This window comes from Streptomyces sp. DI166, assembly GCF_900091315.1.
GTDB classification, from domain to species: Bacteria; Actinomycetota; Actinomycetes; order Streptomycetales; family Streptomycetaceae; genus Streptomyces; species Streptomyces fuscus.
Genome location: NZ_FLSP01000068.1, coordinates 1 through 16,866, shown reverse-complemented (window position 1 = coordinate 16,866; position 16,866 = coordinate 1). Strand labels below are relative to the sequence as shown.

Sequence of the window (16,866 nt, the reverse complement as noted above, 5' to 3'; positions counted from 1 at the left end):
GGATGCAGCAGAGAGCCGCGTCTCCCCCGGACGGAGGGGAGGCGCGGCTCTCCGGTTCTCGGGGCTCCTAGTAGGCGGAGCCGGACGCGCCCAGTGACCCCGTGGGGTGCCAGACCGTCTTGGTCTCCAGGAACGCCGTCATGCGGTCGATGCCCGGAGTCGCCGAGTAATCCACAGGCTGTGGACGGAGAACGCGCTTGAGGTTGTCCGCCGCCGCGATCTCCAGCTCCTTGGCCAGCTCCTCGTCGGCGCCCGCGAGGTCGATCGCGTTGACGTCCTGGTGCGCGGCCAGCGGGGTGGCGATCTCCGCCGTACGCCCCGACAGGACGTTGACCACGCCGCCGGGCACGTCGGAGGTGGCCAGCACCTCGGCCAGGGACAGGGCCGGGAGCGGGGACTTCTCGCCGGCGATCACGACCGCGGTGTTGCCGGTGGCGATCACCGGGGCGAGCACCGAGACCAGGCCCAGGAACGACGACTCCTGCGGGGCCAGCACGACCACCACACCCGTCGGTTCGGGGGAGGAGAGGTTGAAGTACGGCCCGGCGACCGGGTTTCCGCCGCCCACGACCTGGGCGATCTTGTCGGTCCAGCCCGCGTACCAGACCCAGCGGTCGATCGCCGCGTCCACCTGGGCCGCCGCCTTCGACTTCGACAGGCCCTCGGCGTCGGCCACCTCGCGCACGAACTGCTCGCGGCGGCCCTCCAGCATCTCCGCGACCCGGTACAGCACCTGGCCGCGGTTGTACGCCGTCGCCCCCGACCAGCCGCCGAACGCCTTGCGCGCGGCGACCACCGCGTCACGGGCGTCCTTGCGGGACGAGAGCGGCGCGTTGGCCAGCCAGTTGCCCTTGGAGTCGGTCACTTCGTACACCCGGCCGCTCTCGGAACGGGGGAACTTGCCCCCGACGTACAGCTTGTAGGTCTTGAAGACGGAAAGTCGGGTGGCATCAGACATCGAGGTACGCCTCCAGGCCGTGGCGGCCGCCCTCGCGGCCGAAGCCCGACTCCTTGTAGCCGCCGAACGGCGAGGTCGGGTCGAACTTGTTGAACGTGTTGGACCAGATCACGCCCGCGCGCAGCTTGCTCGCGACGGCCAGGATGCGGGAGCCCTTCTCCGTCCAGATGCCCGCGGACAGGCCGTACTGGCTGTTGTTGGCCTTGGCGACCGCCTCGTCCGGGGTACGGAAGGTCAGCACCGACAGCACCGGGCCGAAGATCTCGTCGCGGGCGATGGTGTGCGCCTGGGTGACGTTGGTGAACAGCGTCGGGGCGAACCAGTAGCCGCTCTCGGGCAGTTCGCAGGCCGGCGACCAGCGCTCGCCGCCCTCCGCCTCGCCCTTCTCCACCAGCGAGGTGATCCGGGCCAGCTGCTCCTCGGAGTTGATCGCGCCGATGTCGGTGTTCTTGTCCAGCGGGTCGCCGAGCCGCAGCGTCGACAGGCGGCGCTTGAGGGAGTCCAGCAGCTCGTCCTGGATCGACTCCTGGACCAGCAGGCGGCTGCCCGCGCAGCAGACCTGGCCCTGGTTGAAGAAGATGCCGTTGACGATGCCCTCAACGGCCTGGTCGATCGGGGCGTCGTCGAAGACGATGTTGGCGCCCTTGCCGCCCAGTTCCAGGGTGAGCTTCTTGCGGGTGCCCGCGACCGTCCGCGCGATCTGCTTGCCGACCGCGGTGGAGCCGGTGAAGGCCACCTTGTTCACGTCCGAGTGCGCGACCAGGGCGGCGCCCGTGTCGCCGTAGCCGGGAAGGATGTTGACGACGCCCTTGGGAAGGCCCGCCTGGCGGCAGATGTCCGCGAAGAACAGCGCCGACAGCGGGGTCGTCTCGGCGGGCTTGAGGACCACGGTGTTGCCGGTGGCCAGCGCCGGGGCGATCTTCCACGCCAGCATCAGCAGCGGGAAGTTCCACGGGATGACCTGGCCGGCCACGCCCAGCGGACGCGGGTTCGCGCCGAAACCGGCGTGGTCGAGCTTGTCGGCCCAGCCCGCGTAGTAGAAGAAGTGCGCGGCGACCAGCGGCAGGTCGGCGTCGCGGGTCTCCTTGATCGGCTTGCCGTTGTCCAGGGTCTCCAGGACCGCCAGCTCACGGCTGCGCTCCTGGATGATCCGGGCGATGCGGAAGAGGTACTTGGCGCGCTCGGCACCGGGCAGCGCCGACCACTTCTCGAACGCCTTGCGGGCCGCCTGCACGGCCCGGTCGACGTCCGCCTCACCGGCCTGGGCGACCTCGGAGAGCACCTCCTCGGTGCTCGGGGAGACGGTCTTGAAGACCTTGCCGTCGGCGGCCTCGACGAACTCGCCGTCGATGAACAGGCCGTGGGACGGGGCGATGTCGACGACCGAACGGGACTCGGGCGCCGGGGCGTATTCGAATACGGATGCCATGGTGATCAGTCCACCGTCACGTAGTCGGGACCGGAGTAGCGGCCGGTGGCCAGCTTCTGCCGCTGCATCAGCAGGTCGTTCAGGAGGGAGGAGGCGCCGAAGCGGAACCAGTGGTTGTCCAGCCAGTCGGGGCCGGCGGTCTCGTTGACGAGCACCAGGAACTTGATGGCGTCCTTGCTCGTACGGATGCCGCCCGCGGGCTTCACGCCGACCTGCACACCGGTCTGGGCGCGGAAGTCGCGCACCGCCTCCAGCATGAGCAGGGTGTTGGCGGGGGTGGCGTTGACGGCGACCTTGCCGGTGGAGGTCTTGATGAAGTCGGCGCCCGCCAGCATGCCGAGCCAGCTGGCCCGGCGGATGTTGTCGTACGTCGACAGCTCGCCCGTCTCGAAGATGACCTTCAGACGCGCGCTCGTGCCGCAGGCCTCCTTCACGGCGACGATCTCGTCGTAGACCTTGAGGTACTTGCCCGCGAGGAACGCGCCACGGTCGATGACCATGTCGATCTCGTCGGCGCCCGCGGCGACGGCGTCACGGACGTCGGCCAGCTTCACCTCCAGCGCGGCGCGGCCCGCCGGGAACGCGGTGGCGACGGAGGCGACCTTCACACCGGAACCGGCGACGGCCTCCTTGGCGACGGCCACCATGTCGGGGTAGACGCAGACCGCGGCGGTGGTGGGCGTGGTGCGGTCGGTCGGGTCGGGGAGGACCGCCTTGGCGCCGAGCGCCCGGACCTTGCCCGGGGTGTCCGCGCCTTCCAGCGTCGTCAGGTCGACCATCGAGATCGCGAGGTCGATGGCGTACGCCTTGGCGGTCGTCTTGATGGAACGGGTGCCGAGGGAGGCGGCGCGCGCCTCCAGGCCGACCGCGTCGACGCCGGGCAGCCCGTGGAGGAAGCGGCGCAGCGTGCTGTCGGAGGAGGTGACGTCCGAGAGGATCGCTGCGGTGGGTGCATTGGTGGGCATGGTCACCAGACGAGCATATCTACGCGCGTAGCGGCTGTACACCCCCGGGCGCTCATCTTCGGAGTCGGCACCGCGAATGAGCGCTGCCCGGGGCGTCGTGCACAATCGGGGCCATGACGACCCCGGGACACCCCTCATCAGCGCCGGTTCCACCCACCAGGGACCGGGTGTACCGCTCACCCATGGGCATCACCGGCGGCGTCCTGCTGCTGGGCCTCGTGGGCTGGCTGGGCATCGACGCGCTGATCCACGGGGACGGGCGCACGCCCTGGCTGTCCCTGGCCACGCTGATCCTCGTCGTGCCTCTGGTGGTCGCCTTCACCCTCCGCCCCGCCGTCTTCGCCAACGAGGACCGGCTGCGCGTGCGCAACCCGCTCCGGCTGATCGTGCTGCCGTGGGGCGAGGTCGCCTCCCTGCGCTCCGGTTACTCCAATGAGGTCGTCGCGAAGTCCGGGGGGAAGTTCCAGCTGTGGGCCATTCCGGTGTCGCTGCGGGCCCGCAAGAGGGCCGCGCGACGGCAGGCGCGGGCCGAGGCCGAGCGCAAGGGCGGTGGCCGGAGCGGCCGGGGCGGCGGACTCGGCTTCGGCGGGTTCGGCGGCCTGGGCGGCGGCCTCGGCGGCGGCCTCGGTGACGTCGACCCGAACGAGCCCGCGCGGGCCGAGACCGACAAGGTGATGGACGAACTGCGGGAACTGCTGGAGGCGCGGGAGAAGGAGCAGTCCGCGCAGGGCGAGGCCACGGTGCGCTGGGCGTACGAGCTGATCGCGCCGATGGTGGCCGGGGCGGTGCTGCTCGTGGTGCTGCTGGCGATGGGCTGAGGCAACCGTGAGCGCCCTACCGCCGTCTGGCAGACGATGAGTACTGATCTTGTTCCGCCGACCGTACCTCGGCCGCTGGCCGAGTCCGCCGTACCCGAAGGATGCCCCGCCTGGAACGGGGAGCAGACCCGGCGCTGGGTCTCGGCACTGCCGCCGCGGTGGCTGCTGCCGCGTCTTGTCGGGGTCCGTGACGAGGTAGTCACACTCACCCTGTGCGGCACCGCCGTCGCGCTGGGCTACATCGGGCTGGAGCCGTACCTGGCCGCCCTGCTGCCCCTCCAGGTCCTGTGGGTGCTGCTGCGGCCGGAGCTGGTGCGGGTGTCGGCACCGGCGCTCGTGGCCGCGGTGGTCGCCGTGGAGGGGATCGAGTGGCCGACGCTGGTGGCGACCGGGGTCGTCGCCGTGGCGTCGCTGGTGCTCGCCGAGGTGCGGTTGCGGGCGCGGCGGAGGCAGAAGGCGTACGCGATGGAGGCCGCCGGGGGTGCGGTGGCGCCGGCGCCGGGGGCGGGGGTCCCGCTGCGGCGGGGGAGATTCCTCGTGGGCTGGGGGCTCGTCGCGATGGCGGCCGGCGGCACGCTGACGGGCCTGACCTCCGACGGGACCGCTCCGGCGGTCGGTTTCCTGCTGGCGGGGCTGGGGCTGTCGATCGTCGTGTCGGGTGCGCTGGGGCGGATACGGGCCCGGCGTCTGCTCGCCGCGCCGGTTCCCGTGCTGCGGGTGCTGGTGCGCGAGGGGACGCAGGCGCGGACGGAGGTCTTCGCGGCGGACGACGTGCGTGCGGAGCGGCCGTTGTTCGCGGTGTCGGTGGGTGAGGTGGACCCCGAGGAGGAGCCCGACGGGGACGAGTCCGACGAGGACGACGACGAGGCCGCGCTCCTGGAAATGCTCGACAACGACGCGCCGGGTCCGCTGCGCGAGGCCGTGCTCTACGGGGTGCCGTACGACGGGGCCGAAGTGGTGCTGGTCAGCGCGGACGAGGAGCCCGGGGAGGAGGCGCCCCTGGTGGAGCGGTCGGACGGCCCCGTACGGCCACTGACCGTCCTGCCGAGCGAGGAGGCCCTGCCCGAGGTGGCGGTGCCCGTACAGCCCGTACTGCGCTGGCGGGCGGGATGGCTGGACGCGCTGGCCACGCTGATCCTCGTGCAGTGGGGTGTCTGGATCGGGTGGCGCTCCTTCACGGACCCCGGCAACGCGCTCTGGGAGCAGGTCCTGGTGGGCCTGATCGGCGTATGGGGCGCGGCCCGGGTGCCGGTGAAGCTGGCGTGGCGCATCACGGCGGACCGCTCAGGCCTGTGGATCAACGGCCTGACCAAGGTCACCCACATCCCCTGGGACCAACTCCTCTCGGCCCGTCACCAGTCCCTGGAACTGAAGCTGCGCCGGCGCGGCGGCGAGTCCTGGGCGGTCTCGGCACCCGGCTGGAAGCGGCTCCAGCGCAGGCGCGGGCTGGTCCACCCGTACGACCGGCTGGCGGCACAGCTGACGACGCTGATCGAGGACCCGTCTCTGCGGCCCACGGGCGAGAGCGAGGAACGTGAGCGCGGGCGGGTGCTGTGGCCGTGGGCGGCGGTGCTGGCTGTGGGCTGGGTGGCGGTTCTGGTGCTGGCCCGGGTGAATTTGTGACGGTGGGCGGGCGGTGAGCCGTGGCCGGCGCCTGCTTGGGGGCGGGGCTGTGGCTGGGGCGGGGTCTCGTGGGCCGGGGGCCCGAGTGCCGGGCGCGGCGGGCGGGAGCCGGGGCCCGAGTGCCGGGCGGGCCGCCGGTTGGTGTCCGGTGGCGGAGGGCGGTCTTCGGCGGGGGTCGGTCTTCGGCGGGGGTTGGTCTTCGGCGGAGGGCGGTCCGGCGGGTTCGGTCGCGCTGATGGGCGGGTTCGGGCGCACTGTGTGACTGCGTTTCGGCGTGTTGGTGGCCCGGGTCTGCCAATCGCCGCGGCTCAGCGCCTCCGGCGCAGCAACTCAAAGCTGATGGGTGCCCCCGACCACCGGGGCCGGAGGGTCGGTCGGGCTTGGCGGAGGGCCGCTTCGGCGGGCTTGGCCGCGTGATGGGCGGGTTCGGGCGCGTGCCGGGCGGGTTCGGGCGCACCTTGCGTCTGCGGCTCGGCGTGTCGCTGGCTCGGATCTGCCACATGCCGGCCCAGTGCCCCTGCCTCGCCCACTGAAAGCTGATGGGGTGTTCCCGCTCGGGGGCACCCCATCAGCTTTCAGTCACGGCGTGGTTGTCAGATGCCCGCCGCGGTCGAGAGGTCCCGCTTGATCGCCGTCAGCAGCTCCGTGGCCTTCGTGCGGGCCGCCGGGAGGGCGTCGTGGTCCGCGACCGGGACCACGACCTCCAGGTAGCACTTCAGCTTGGGCTCCGTGCCGCTCGGGCGGACGATGACGCGGGCGCCGTCCAGGGTGTAGCGCAGGCCGTCCGTGGGCGGGAGCTTGTCCGTGCCCTTGGTGAGGTCCTCGGCGCGGGTGATGGCCAGGCCCGCCAGTTCCGTCGGCGGCTGTTCGCGCAGGCGGCGCATGGCGTCGGCGATGACCGAGAGGTCCTCCACCCGCACCGAGAGCTGGTCGGTGGCGTGCAGCCCGTGCTCCACGGCGAGGTCGTCGAGGAGGTCGAGCAGGGTGCGGCCCTGCTCCTTCAGCTCGGAGGCCAGTTCGGTGATGAGGAGGGCGGCGGTGATGCCGTCCTTGTCGCGTACGCCGTCGGGGTCGACGCAGTAGCCGAGGGCCTCCTCGTAGCCGTAGCGCAGGCCCTCCACGCGGGCGATCCACTTGAAGCCGGTCAGCGTCTCCTCGTACGGCAGCTTCGCCGCCTCCGCGATCCGGCCGAGCAGGGAGGAGGAGACGATCGACTCGGCGAACGTGCCGGTCGCGCCGCGCCGCACCAGGTGCGCGGCGAGCAGCGCGCCGACCTCGTCGCCGCGCAGCATCCGCCACTCGCCGCCGTCCTTCACGGCCACGGCGCAGCGGTCGGCGTCGGGGTCGTTGGCGATGACGAGGTCAGGGTCGGTCTCGCGCGCCTTGGCGAAGGCGAGGTCCATCGCGCCGGGCTCTTCCGGGTTGGGGAAGGCGACGGTCGGGAACTCCGGGTCCGGGTCGGCCTGCTCGGCGACCAGGGCCGGGGCCGGGAAGCCCGCGCGGGCGAAGGCGGCGAGGAGGACGTCCTTGCCGACGCCGTGCATGGCCGTGTACACCGTGCGGGCGGTGCGCGGGGAGCCCTCGGCGAGTACGGCGTCCGTGCGGGCGAGGTAGGCGTCGAGGACGGAGTCGTCCAGGGTTTCCCAGCCCTCGGTGGGGCGGGGGACGTCCGTGAGGGAGCCGACGGCGGCGATCTCGGCGGCGATCTCCGCGTCGGCGGGGGGCACGATCTGAGAGCCGTCGCCGAGGTAGACCTTGTAGCCGTTGTCGCGGGGCGGGTTGTGGCTGGCGGTGACCTCCACGCCGGCGACCGCGCCGAGGTGCCTTATGGCGTAGGCGAGGACGGGGGTGGGGAGCGGGCGGGGGAGTACCGCCGCGCGCAGGCCGGCGCCGGTCATCACGGCGGCGGTGTCCTGGGCGAAGTCGTGGGACTTGTGGCGGGCGTCGTAGCCGATGACGACGAGGCCGCCTTCCTGGCCCTGCTTCTTCAGGTACGCGGCCAGGCCGGCGGCGGCGCGGATGACGACGGCGCGGTTCATGCGCATGGGGCCGGCGCCGAGTTCGCCGCGCAGGCCGGCGGTGCCGAACTGGAGGGTGCCGGAGAAGCGTGCGGTGAGCTCCGCGTGGTCCTTGGCTTCGATGAGGTCGGCGAGTTCGGCGCGGGTGTCCGCGTCGGGGTCCTCGGCGAGCCATGCCTTGGCCCTGGCGATGAGATCGTCGTGCACGTCGGTCCCTCTCGTGTGTGCGGTGTTGTCTCGGCGGTTGCTTTTCTCGCCCCCGCCGCCCCTTCCCGTTCCCGTCCCCAGGGGCTGCCGCCCCTTCGACCCCGTCCAGGGGGCTCCGCCCCCTGGACCCCCATCGGCCTGAACGGCCTCGTCCTCAAGCGCCGGACAGGCTATGAAGGGGCGCGGGGAACTGCGCGAACAACCCCCACCCGCCCGCACCCGACGAACAACCCCTCGGGGTGGAAGGGGCGAAGCCCTTTCAGGACGGGACGGGTAGGGGCGGCGGGGGCGGAAGAAGTCCGGGGTCGGCTACAGGCGGCCCAGTACCTGCGTCAGCAGTGCGCCCATCCGGGTCGCGCTGTCGCGGCCCGCCTGGAGGACCTCCTCGTGGTTCAGCGGCTCGCCCGTCATACCCGCGGCGAGGTTGGTGACCAGGGAGATACCGAGGACCTCGGCCCCCGCCTCGCGCGCCGCGATGGCCTCCAGGACCGTCGACATGCCGACGAGGTCCGCGCCGATCACGCGGGCCATGCGGATCTCGGCGGGAGTCTCGTAGTGCGGGCCGGGGAACTGGGCGTACACCCCCTCCTCCAGCGTGTCGTCGATCTCCTTGCACAGCGCCCGCAGCCGCGGCGAGTACAGGTCCGTGAGGTCGACGAAGTTCGCGCCCACGATCGGCGAGGTCGCCGTGAGGTTGATGTGGTCGCTGATCAGCACCGGCTGCCCGGGGCGCATGCCCTCGCGCAGACCGCCGCAGCCGTTGGTCAGGACGACCGTCTTGGCGCCCGCCGCCACCGCCGTACGCACGCCGTGCGCGACCGCGGCCACGCCACGGCCCTCGTAGTAGTGGGTGCGCCCGAGGAAGACCAGCGCCCGCTTGTCGCCGATCTTGTACGAGCGGATCTTGCCGCCGTGGCCCTCGACCGCGGGCGGCGGGAAACCGGGCAGCTCGGTGACCTGGAACTCGGCCTCGGGCTCGCCGAGGGCGTCCACGGCCGGTGCCCAGCCGGAGCCCATCACTAGGGCGACGTCGTGGGTCTCGGCCCCCGTCAGTTCGCGCAGGCGAGCGGCGGCGGCGTCAGCGGCGGCGTACGGGTCGCCCTGGATGTCGTCCGGAAGAAGAGATGCGTTCACGCCGACGAGGGTAGCCGGTGATTGCCTACGCGCGTAGATGACAGAGCCCACGGGATGGGGATCGTTGTCTTGTTGTTTCCGACGAAAGGCGGGAAGCGGACGGTCCGGTCCCGCTCAGCACGGGCGCTTGCGCAGCTCCATCACATAGTCGTGCGGCGCGCCCGCGGACTCCGCCGCGTCGGCGATCTCGCCGAGGTACCGGGCCGACGGCAGGCCGCCCTCGTAGCCGTCGAGGACGTACACCCACGCCGACTCCTCGCCGTCCAGGGTCACCGCGCGCACCCGCGCCCGGCGGTAGATGCCGAGGCCGACGCCCTCCCAGCGGTCCAGCGACTCCTCGTCCATGGGAGCGAGGTCGTAGAGCGCGACGAAGACCTGGGAGGCGGGGTCCTCGACGATCGTGGCCAGGGCGCCCTCCCAGCCCATCTGCTCGCCCCCGAAGGTCAGCCGCCACCCGTTCAGCCAGCCGGTGGCACGCAGCGGCGAGTGCGGGGCGCGGCGGGTCATCAGCCGCGCGTCGAGGTTGGTGGCGTAGGCGGCGTAGAGCGACATGCACCGAGGGTACGGCAGGGCGCAACAGCCGCCTCTCCCGTAACGGTGGGGTCTCGGGGCGGGCCCCGGAACGTAGCACGGGGTCACGTGCGGGACAATGGAGTACGTGACTCGGATCGTGATCATCGGTGGCGGACCCGGCGGATACGAAGCGGCGCTGGTCGCCGCGCAGCTCGGCGCGGAGGTGACCGTCGTCGACAGCGACGGCCTCGGCGGCGCGTCGGTGCTCACCGACTGCGTGCCGTCGAAGACCCTCATCGCCACCGCTGAGGTGATGACCACCTTCGACTCGTCCTACGAAGAGCTCGGCATCATCGTCGCCGACGACACCCCGCCGCTGGAGCAGGCCGCCCGTGTGGTCGGCGTGGACCTCGGCAAGGTGAACCGACGGGTCAAGCGCCTCGCGCTCGCCCAGTCGCACGACATCACCGCCTCCGTCACCCGTGCGGGCGCCCGGGTCATGCGCGGCCGCGGCCGGCTCGACGGCATGCAGGCCCTCGACGGCTCCCGCAAGGTGATCGTCACCGCCGCCGACGGCAGCGAGGAGACCCTCGTCGCCGACGCCGTGCTCATCGCCACCGGCGGTCACCCGCGCGAGCTGCCCGACGCCCAGCCCGACGGCGAGCGCATCCTCAACTGGACCCAGGTCTACGACCTCACCGAGCTGCCCGAAGAGCTGATCGTGGTCGGTTCCGGTGTCACCGGCGCCGAGTTCGCCGGTGCCTACCAGGCGCTCGGCTCCCGGGTCACCCTCGTCTCCTCCCGCGACCGCGTGCTGCCCGGTGAGGACCCGGACGCCGCCGCCGTGCTGGAGGACGTCTTCCGCCGCCGCGGGATGAACGTGATGGCCCGCTCCCGTGCCGCAGCCGCCAAGCGGGTCGGCGACCGGGTCGAGGTCACCCTCGCCGACGGCCGGGTCATCAGCGGCACCCACTGCCTGATGGCGGTCGGCGCCATCCCCAACAGCGCGGGCCTGGGCCTGGAGGAGGCCGGGGTCAGGCTCCGCGACTCCGGGCACATCTGGACCGACCGGGTCTCCCGGACCACGGCGCCCGGCGTGTACGCGGCCGGTGACGTCACCGGTGTCTTCGCGCTCGCCTCGGTGGCGGCGATGCAGGGACGTATCGCCATGTACCACTTCCTCGGTGACGCGGTGGCCCCGCTGAACCTGAAGACGGTCTCCTCGAACGTCTTCACCGACCCCGAGATCGCCACCGTCGGCTACACCCAGGCCGACGTCGAGGCGGGCAAGATCGACGCCCGGGTCGTCAAGCTGCCCCTGCTGCGCAACCCGCGCGCGAAGATGCAGGGCATCCGGGACGGCTTCGTGAAGATCTTCTGCCGCCCCGGCACCGGCATCGTCGTCGGCGGTGTCGTGGTCGCCCCGCGCGCCTCGGAACTGATCCATCCGATCTCGATCGCCGTCGACAACAATCTGACGGTCGAACAGATCGCGAACGCGTTCACCGTGTACCCGTCTCTTTCGGGGTCGATCGCGGAGGTCGCCCGGCAGCTCCACAACCGCAAGGCCGGCAGCGAGGTCTGACGATCCGGCCCGACTCCCCGCTGGTCACGGGGAGTTGTCGAGCGCACGTGCGGAATGGGTGCCAGGTTTAAGCCCTATACCACTTCCTGGTGTGCTGTGCGAACAACTTCTGCTATTCGGCGCAAACTGCTGAAAGCAGACGGTCGTTGGGGTTACTGTCAGTTTCGTGTTCGCTGCAGAACGTCGCCAATTGATCCTCGAAATGGTGCGAGCGAACGGGGCCGTGTCGCTCCGTGAGCTCGCCCGCGTCGTCCAGACCTCCGAAGTGACCGTACGGCGGGACGTGCGCGCGCTGGAGGCAGAAGGACTCCTCGACCGCCGGCATGGCGGTGCGGTATTGCCGGGCGGGTTCACGCGGGAGTCCGGCTTTCCGCAGAAGTCACATCTCGCGACCGCCGAGAAGACGGCCATCGCCGACCTCGCCGCGAACTTCGTCGAAGAGGGCGAGGCCATCGTGGTCGGGGCCGGTACGACCACGCAGGAGCTGGCCCGCCGGCTGGCCCGGGTCCCCGGGCTGACCGTCGTCACCAACTCCCTGCTGGTGGCCCAGGCGCTGGCCCACGCGAACCGGGTGGAAGTCGTGATGACCGGCGGCACTCTGCGCGGTTCCAACTACGCCCTGGTCGGCTCCGGCGCCGAGCAGTCCCTCCAGGGGCTGCGGGTCTCCCGGGCCTTCCTCTCCGGCAGCGGTCTGACCGCCGAGCGCGGACTGTCCACGTCCAACATGCTCTCGGCATCCGTCGACCGGGCCCTGGTGCAGGCGGCCGCCGAGGTCGTCGTCCTCGCCGACCACACCAAGCTCGGCACGGACACCATGTTCCAGACCGTGCCCACGGATGTGATCACCCGTCTGGTGACCGACGAGCCGCCGTCCCATGACGACCGCGCCCAGACCGAGCTGCAGGCCCTTGCCGATCAGGGGGTGCAGATCGCCGTGGCCGGGGCGAACGGCAACCAGGGGGGTGACGACGTCCCGGCGCGGCGGACGAGGTCCGTGCCGGGCCCTAGGCGGGCGGCTCCGGGCGGACTGCGCTCGACCGTGCTGGGCGAGCCGGTTCCGGGGTCCGAGCGGGCCCGGGTCGCCGATCTGCGGCGCCGGTAGGGCTTGGGCCGCCGATCCGCGGGGCCGGTAAGTACGGCCCGGTCAGGCTCGCTTCAGACCCCGCAGGGTCAGCATCAGCAGCCTGTCCGCCAGTTCCTCGTCCCCGGGAGTCGCCTCCGCCGCCAGCGCGATGGCGTGGGTCAGCTGGAGCAGGTCCCCGATCGCCACGTCCTCGCGGACCGTGCCCGCCCGCTGGGCCCGGCTCAGCAGTTCGGTCCCTGCCTGTCTGATGGGGTCGCTGCACCGGGCCAGCGCCGACGAATCGTCCTGGGTCGCCGCCATCAGCGCCCGGGACAGGCCCCGGTACTCGCTCGCGTGCCGCACCATCTCGCGCAGCCAGGTCACCAGGGCCGCGCAGGGCTCCGGGGCGGCACGCAACTCCCGGGCCCGGTCCAGCAGCTCGCTCACCGCGTCCTCGAAGACCGCGCTCAACAGGGCGTGCCGGTTGGGGAAATGGCGGTACAGGGTGCCGATGCCGACCCCGGCCCGGCGGGCGACGTCCTCCAGTGACGCCTCCGTGCCGTGCTCGGCGAAGGCGGCGCGGGCCTCGGCGAGCAGCCGCTCGTGGTTGCGGCGGGCGTCGGCGCGCATGACGCGGGAAGCGGCCCGCGGTGCCGCGGTCCGTGCGCCCCCGTGCGAGTCGGTGCCCGCCATCGCCTCCACCTGCTCTCCTCCGCGCCCGGCCCTGTCTTCAGGATGCCACCGCCCGGACAGCGAAACGCCCGGTGGACTGGGGCTCCAGTCCACCGGGCGAATCGATGCGGGCGTACCCGTCAGTCCTTGATCTCGCAGATCGCCGCGCCGGAGGTCACGGACGCGCCGACCTCGGCGGACAGGCCCTTGACGGTGCCGGACTTGTGGGCGTTGAGCGGCTGCTCCATCTTCATGGCCTCCAGGACGACGACCAGGTCGCCCTCCTTGACCTCCTGGCCCTCCTCCACGGCCACCTTGACGATGGTGCCCTGCATGGGGGAGGCGAGGGTGTCGCCGGAGGCGACGGGGCCGGACTTCTTGGCGGCGCGGCGCTTGGGCTTGGCGCCCGCGGCGAGCCCGGTACGGGCCAGCGACATGCCGAGCGAGGACGGCAGCGAGACCTCCAGGCGCTTGCCGCCGACCTCGACGACGACCGTCTCGCGGCCCGGCTCCTCGTCCGTGTCCGTGTCGGCGGGCGCGGCGAAGGGCTTGATCTCGTTGACGAACTCGGTCTCGATCCAGCGGGTGTGGACCGTGAACGGGTCCTGGCTGCCGGTGAGTTCGGGGGCGAACGCCGGGTCCTTGACGACCGCGCGGTGGAACGGGATGGCGGTGGCCATGCCCTCGACCTGGAACTCCTCCAGGGCGCGCGCGGCACGCTGAAGGGCCTGCCGGCGGGTGGCGCCGGTGACGATCAGCTTGGCCAGCAGGGAGTCCCAGGCCGGGCCGATCACGCTGCCGGACTCCACGCCCGCGTCCAGGCGGACACCGGGGCCGGAGGGGGCGTTGAAGGTGGTGACGGTGCCGGGGGCCGGGAGGAAGTTGCGGCCCGGGTCCTCGCCGTTGATGCGGAACTCGAAGGAGTGGCCGCGCACCTGCGGGTCGTCGTAGCCGAGTTCCTCGCCGTCGGCGATGCGGAACATCTCGCGGACCAGGTCGATGCCGGTGACCTCTTCGGTGACCGGGTGCTCGACCTGGAGGCGGGTGTTGACCTCCAGGAAGGAGATCGTCCCGTCCAGGCCGACGAGGAACTCGACGGTGCCGGCGCCGACGTAGCCGGCCTCCTTCAGGATGGCCTTGGAGGCGCGGTACAGCTCGGCGTTCTGCTCCTCGGACAGGAACGGCGCCGGGGCCTCCTCGACCAGCTTCTGGTGGCGGCGCTGGAGGGAGCAGTCACGGGTGGAGACGACGACCACGTTGCCGTGGCTGTCGGCCAGGCACTGGGTCTCCACGTGGCGGGGCTTGTCCAGGTAGCGCTCGACGAAGCACTCGCCGCGGCCGAACGCGGCGACGGCCTCGCGGACCGCCGAGTCGTACAGCTCGGGGACCTCTTCGAGGGTGCGGGCGACCTTCAGGCCGCGGCCGCCGCCGCCGAAGGCGGCCTTGATGGCGATCGGCAGGCCGTGCTCCTGGGCGAAGGCGACGACCTCGTCGGCGCCGGAGACCGGGTCCGGGGTGCCGGCGACCAGCGGGGCGCCGGCGCGCTGGGCGATGTGCCGGGCGGCGACCTTGTCACCGAGGTCGCGGATGGCCTGCGGCGGGGGGCCGATCCAGATCAGGCCCGCGTCGAGAACCGCCTGGGCGAACTCGGCGTTCTCCGAGAGGAAGCCGTAGCCGGGGTGGATGGCGTCCGCCCCCGACTCGCGCGCCGCCTTGAGGACCTTCTCCATGTCCAGGTAGCTGGTGGCCGGGGTGTCACCGCCCAGGGCGAACGCCTCATCCGCGGCGCGGACATGCAGAGCGTCCCGGTCCGGGTCGGCGTATACGGCCACGCTCGCGATACCCGCGTCCCGACAGGCCCGGGCCACGCGGACAGCGATTTCGCCACGGTTGGCGATGAGCACCTTGCGCACGATTGAGGCTCCCTCCTTGAAACAAGCCGAGTTTAGGGACTGCCGACACGGCACTTCGACCCGTCCCCAATGGTGAGCTTGCCCACACGGAGCGTGATTCGAGGCTCGCTCGACCCGCGAAATCCCTTGTCGCACCGCGGTACGCAGGACTCCTCCTGGAAACCCTAGCCGTCCGCTGTGGTCAAGGTCTCTGTCATCAGGTGCTGCGGGCCACTCTGTTTCTTTGTGGAGTCCCTACGAATGGCCCAACGATTCTTTGCCCCTCCCAGAACCCTTGTCCCGAGGTTTACCCGTTAGTAGCGTTCGCGATGTCTCGAACGTACTTGGAGTAACCGCAGTCCTGCTAGGACGGCGCTGGAGCGCTCGGAAGTGGGTGGGGGCCGGTGGTGCGCAGACCGGTGGCATGGGTGGTCGCGATAGTCCTCTTCGCCGAGGCACTGGGTATCGCCGCGGTCCAGTGGTTCCTGGGCGTGGTGGTGGACCGGCAGGACATGTCCCTGGCGGGGCTGGACTCCGACATGATGGCGATCTCGTCGAAGGTCGGCGGGGTTGTGTTCGGGCTCTACTTCGGTCTGTGTGCGCTGGTGGCTCTGCTGGTGGCTCTGCGGGACCGGCCGGCGGCGGGGGTGGGGCGGGTGCTGCTGATCAGTGCGGCGGTGGTGCACGGGCTGCTGGGCGCGTTCGCTTGGGGGCTGGTGGGGGTTGGGGCGTTTGTGTTCATGGTGACGGTGCTGGGGCTGATTGTGCTGTTGCTGATGACGTATGACGCCCAGCCGTCACCTACGGACTCCGTCCCGGCCCCGGCCCCGGCCCCGGAGCCCGGACCTGATCCGGCGGACGGGGCGGCTCCGGCGTAGGGGGTCTTTCGGGTGCGGCGTCGTGGGGGTGTGTTGCTCGCCCCCGCCGCCCCTACCCGTCCCGTACTCCAGGGGCTTCGCCCCTTCGACCCCGAGGGGTTGTTCGTCGGGTGCGGGTGGGTGGGGGCTGGGCGCGCAGTTCCCCGCGCCCCTTGGGGGCCATCGGTCGGCTCTTCGGGTGCGGGTGGTGGGGGTTGTTCGCGCAGTTCCTCGCGCCCCTAAGGGGTGGTCCACAGGTCTGTGATGGAGACGTGCAGTTGGGACAGTAGGCGGCGGAGCATCGGGAGGCTGATGCCGATGACGTTGCCGTGGTCGCCGTCGATGCCCTCGATGAAGGGGGCCGAGCGGCCGTCCAAGGTGAAGGCGCCGGCTACGTACAGGGGCTCGCCGGAGGCCACGTACGCGGCGATCTCGGCGTCCGTCGGGTCGCCGAAGCGGACCACCGTGGACGCCGTCGCCGAGGCGTAGCGGCCGGTGACCGTGTCCCAGACGCAGTGGCCGGTCTGGAGCGTGCCCGCGCGGCCGCGCATCGACTTCCAGCGGGCCGTGGCCTCCTCGGCGTCCGCGGGCTTGCCGAGCGCTTCGCCGTCGAGTTCGAGGACCGAGTCGCAGCCGATCACCAGCGCGCCCTTGACCCCCGGCTTCGCCGCGACGACGGAGGCCTTCGCCTCGGCCAGTGCGAGCGCCAGCTCGGCGGGGTGGGGCGGTGACGGCGTCCTCGTCCACGCCGCTGACGATGACCTCCGGATCCAGTCCCGCCTGGCGCAGGAGGTTCAGTCGGGCGGGGGACTGGGAGGCCAACACGAGGCGGCGGCGCGGCTGATCGGTCATGGGGATCAGCGTATCGCCGCGCTCACCGCAGCCCGGTCAGGATCATCGCCACCACCATGGCCAGCGCCATCAGAATGCCGAGCCTCCGCAGCATCTTCTGCATGTCGCGGATTTCCTGTGGAGGCTCATCCTCCGGGTCGGACCACAGCATGCCTCCAGCCTGCGGCCCGGCGGGTCCGGGGCGCCTGAGTACGCGTACTCAAGTTGGCGCCCCGGGGTTCCGCTTCCGGGCCGAAGGCTAGCTCGGCCAGTACGTACGCGCCCACGTCGCCGGTCCGGG

Annotated in this window: 13 protein-coding genes and 2 pseudogenes; 5 read left to right on the top strand and 10 right to left on the bottom strand. The window is 71.7% G+C overall.

From position 1 onward, the window contains the following. Nucleotides 1–67: 67 nt before the first annotated feature. The 3 genes from GA0115233_RS27940 to deoC are packed head-to-tail and all read right to left on the bottom strand — an operon-like array spanning nt 68 to nt 3,352. On the bottom strand, nt 68–958 hold the full coding sequence (locus GA0115233_RS27940) for an aldehyde dehydrogenase family protein (RefSeq protein ID WP_093723082.1): 891 nt from the start codon (nt 956–958) through the stop codon (nt 68–70). Further along, complete coding sequence (locus tag GA0115233_RS27935) at nt 951–2,387, bottom strand: aldehyde dehydrogenase family protein (protein ID WP_093723081.1); 1,437 nt, start codon at nt 2,385–2,387, stop codon at nt 951–953. Before GA0115233_RS27935 ends, GA0115233_RS27940 begins: the two co-directional genes overlap by 8 nt. Nucleotides 2,388–2,392: 5 nt before the next feature. Next, complete coding sequence (deoC, locus tag GA0115233_RS27930; protein WP_093723080.1) at nt 2,393–3,352, bottom strand: deoxyribose-phosphate aldolase; 960 nt, start codon at nt 3,350–3,352, stop codon at nt 2,393–2,395. A gap of 113 nt (nt 3,353–3,465) precedes the next feature. Between deoC and GA0115233_RS27925 the strand changes: the two genes are divergently transcribed. Together GA0115233_RS27925 and GA0115233_RS27920 are read left to right on the top strand one after the other, a co-directional pair. Next, the gene (locus tag GA0115233_RS27925) at nt 3,466–4,170 is read left to right on the top strand and encodes a PH domain-containing protein (RefSeq protein ID WP_093723079.1); all 705 of its coding nucleotides are present in this window, start codon (nt 3,466–3,468) and stop codon (nt 4,168–4,170) included. 36 nt (nt 4,171–4,206) lie between these two features. Then, on the top strand, nt 4,207–5,793 hold the full coding sequence (locus tag GA0115233_RS27920; RefSeq protein ID WP_093723078.1) for a hypothetical protein: 1,587 nt from the start codon (nt 4,207–4,209) through the stop codon (nt 5,791–5,793). A gap of 593 nt (nt 5,794–6,386) precedes the next feature. On the opposite strand, the gene GA0115233_RS27915 is transcribed toward GA0115233_RS27920, so the two are convergent. The 3 genes from GA0115233_RS27915 to GA0115233_RS27905 all read right to left on the bottom strand — a co-directional run bounded on the left by GA0115233_RS27915 (nt 6,387) and on the right by GA0115233_RS27905 (nt 9,704). After that, on the bottom strand, nt 6,387–8,018 hold the full coding sequence (locus GA0115233_RS27915) for a phospho-sugar mutase (RefSeq protein ID WP_093723077.1): 1,632 nt from the start codon (nt 8,016–8,018) through the stop codon (nt 6,387–6,389). Nucleotides 8,019–8,327: 309 nt separating this feature from the next. After that, nucleotides 8,328–9,152 (bottom strand): purine-nucleoside phosphorylase, encoded by an 825-nt coding sequence (locus GA0115233_RS27910; RefSeq protein WP_093723076.1) that lies wholly within the window; start codon nt 9,150–9,152, stop codon nt 8,328–8,330. A gap of 114 nt (nt 9,153–9,266) precedes the next feature. Continuing rightward, nucleotides 9,267–9,704, bottom strand: coding sequence for a gamma-glutamylcyclotransferase (locus tag GA0115233_RS27905; RefSeq protein WP_093723075.1), 438 nt, complete (start codon nt 9,702–9,704; stop codon nt 9,267–9,269). A 91-nt stretch (nt 9,705–9,795) separates the two neighbouring features. On the opposite strand from GA0115233_RS27905, the pseudogene GA0115233_RS27900 reads away from it, so the two are divergent. Next, nucleotides 9,796–11,250 (top strand): annotated as a pseudogene (locus GA0115233_RS27900) (NAD(P)H-quinone dehydrogenase); the annotation flags it as partial. A gap of 166 nt (nt 11,251–11,416) precedes the next feature. Continuing rightward, complete coding sequence (locus GA0115233_RS27895) at nt 11,417–12,352, top strand: DeoR/GlpR family DNA-binding transcription regulator (RefSeq protein ID WP_093723073.1); 936 nt, start codon at nt 11,417–11,419, stop codon at nt 12,350–12,352. A 42-nt stretch (nt 12,353–12,394) separates the two neighbouring features. Here GA0115233_RS27895 and GA0115233_RS27890 read toward each other — a convergent pair whose 3' ends face one another. Next, nucleotides 12,395–12,943, bottom strand: coding sequence for a TetR/AcrR family transcriptional regulator (locus GA0115233_RS27890; protein WP_093723109.1), 549 nt, complete (start codon nt 12,941–12,943; stop codon nt 12,395–12,397). A 182-nt stretch (nt 12,944–13,125) separates the two neighbouring features. After that, nucleotides 13,126–14,898 (bottom strand): acetyl/propionyl/methylcrotonyl-CoA carboxylase subunit alpha, encoded by a 1,773-nt coding sequence (locus GA0115233_RS27885; RefSeq protein WP_093723072.1) that lies wholly within the window; start codon nt 14,896–14,898, stop codon nt 13,126–13,128. 383 nt (nt 14,899–15,281) lie between these two features. Here GA0115233_RS27885 and GA0115233_RS27880 point away from each other — a divergent pair, with 383 nt between their 5' ends. Beyond that, nucleotides 15,282–15,755 (top strand): hypothetical protein, encoded by a 474-nt coding sequence (locus tag GA0115233_RS27880; protein ID WP_093723071.1) that lies wholly within the window; start codon nt 15,282–15,284, stop codon nt 15,753–15,755. Between the two features lie 218 nt (nt 15,756–15,973). On the opposite strand, the pseudogene GA0115233_RS27875 reads toward GA0115233_RS27880, so the two are convergent. Continuing rightward, nucleotides 15,974–16,586 (bottom strand): annotated as a pseudogene (locus GA0115233_RS27875) (nucleoside triphosphate pyrophosphatase). 22 nt (nt 16,587–16,608) lie between these two features. Then, nucleotides 16,609–16,737, bottom strand: coding sequence for a morphogenic membrane protein MmpB (mmpB, locus tag GA0115233_RS41930; protein WP_093723070.1), 129 nt, complete (start codon nt 16,735–16,737; stop codon nt 16,609–16,611). Nucleotides 16,738–16,866 lie beyond the last annotated feature (129 nt).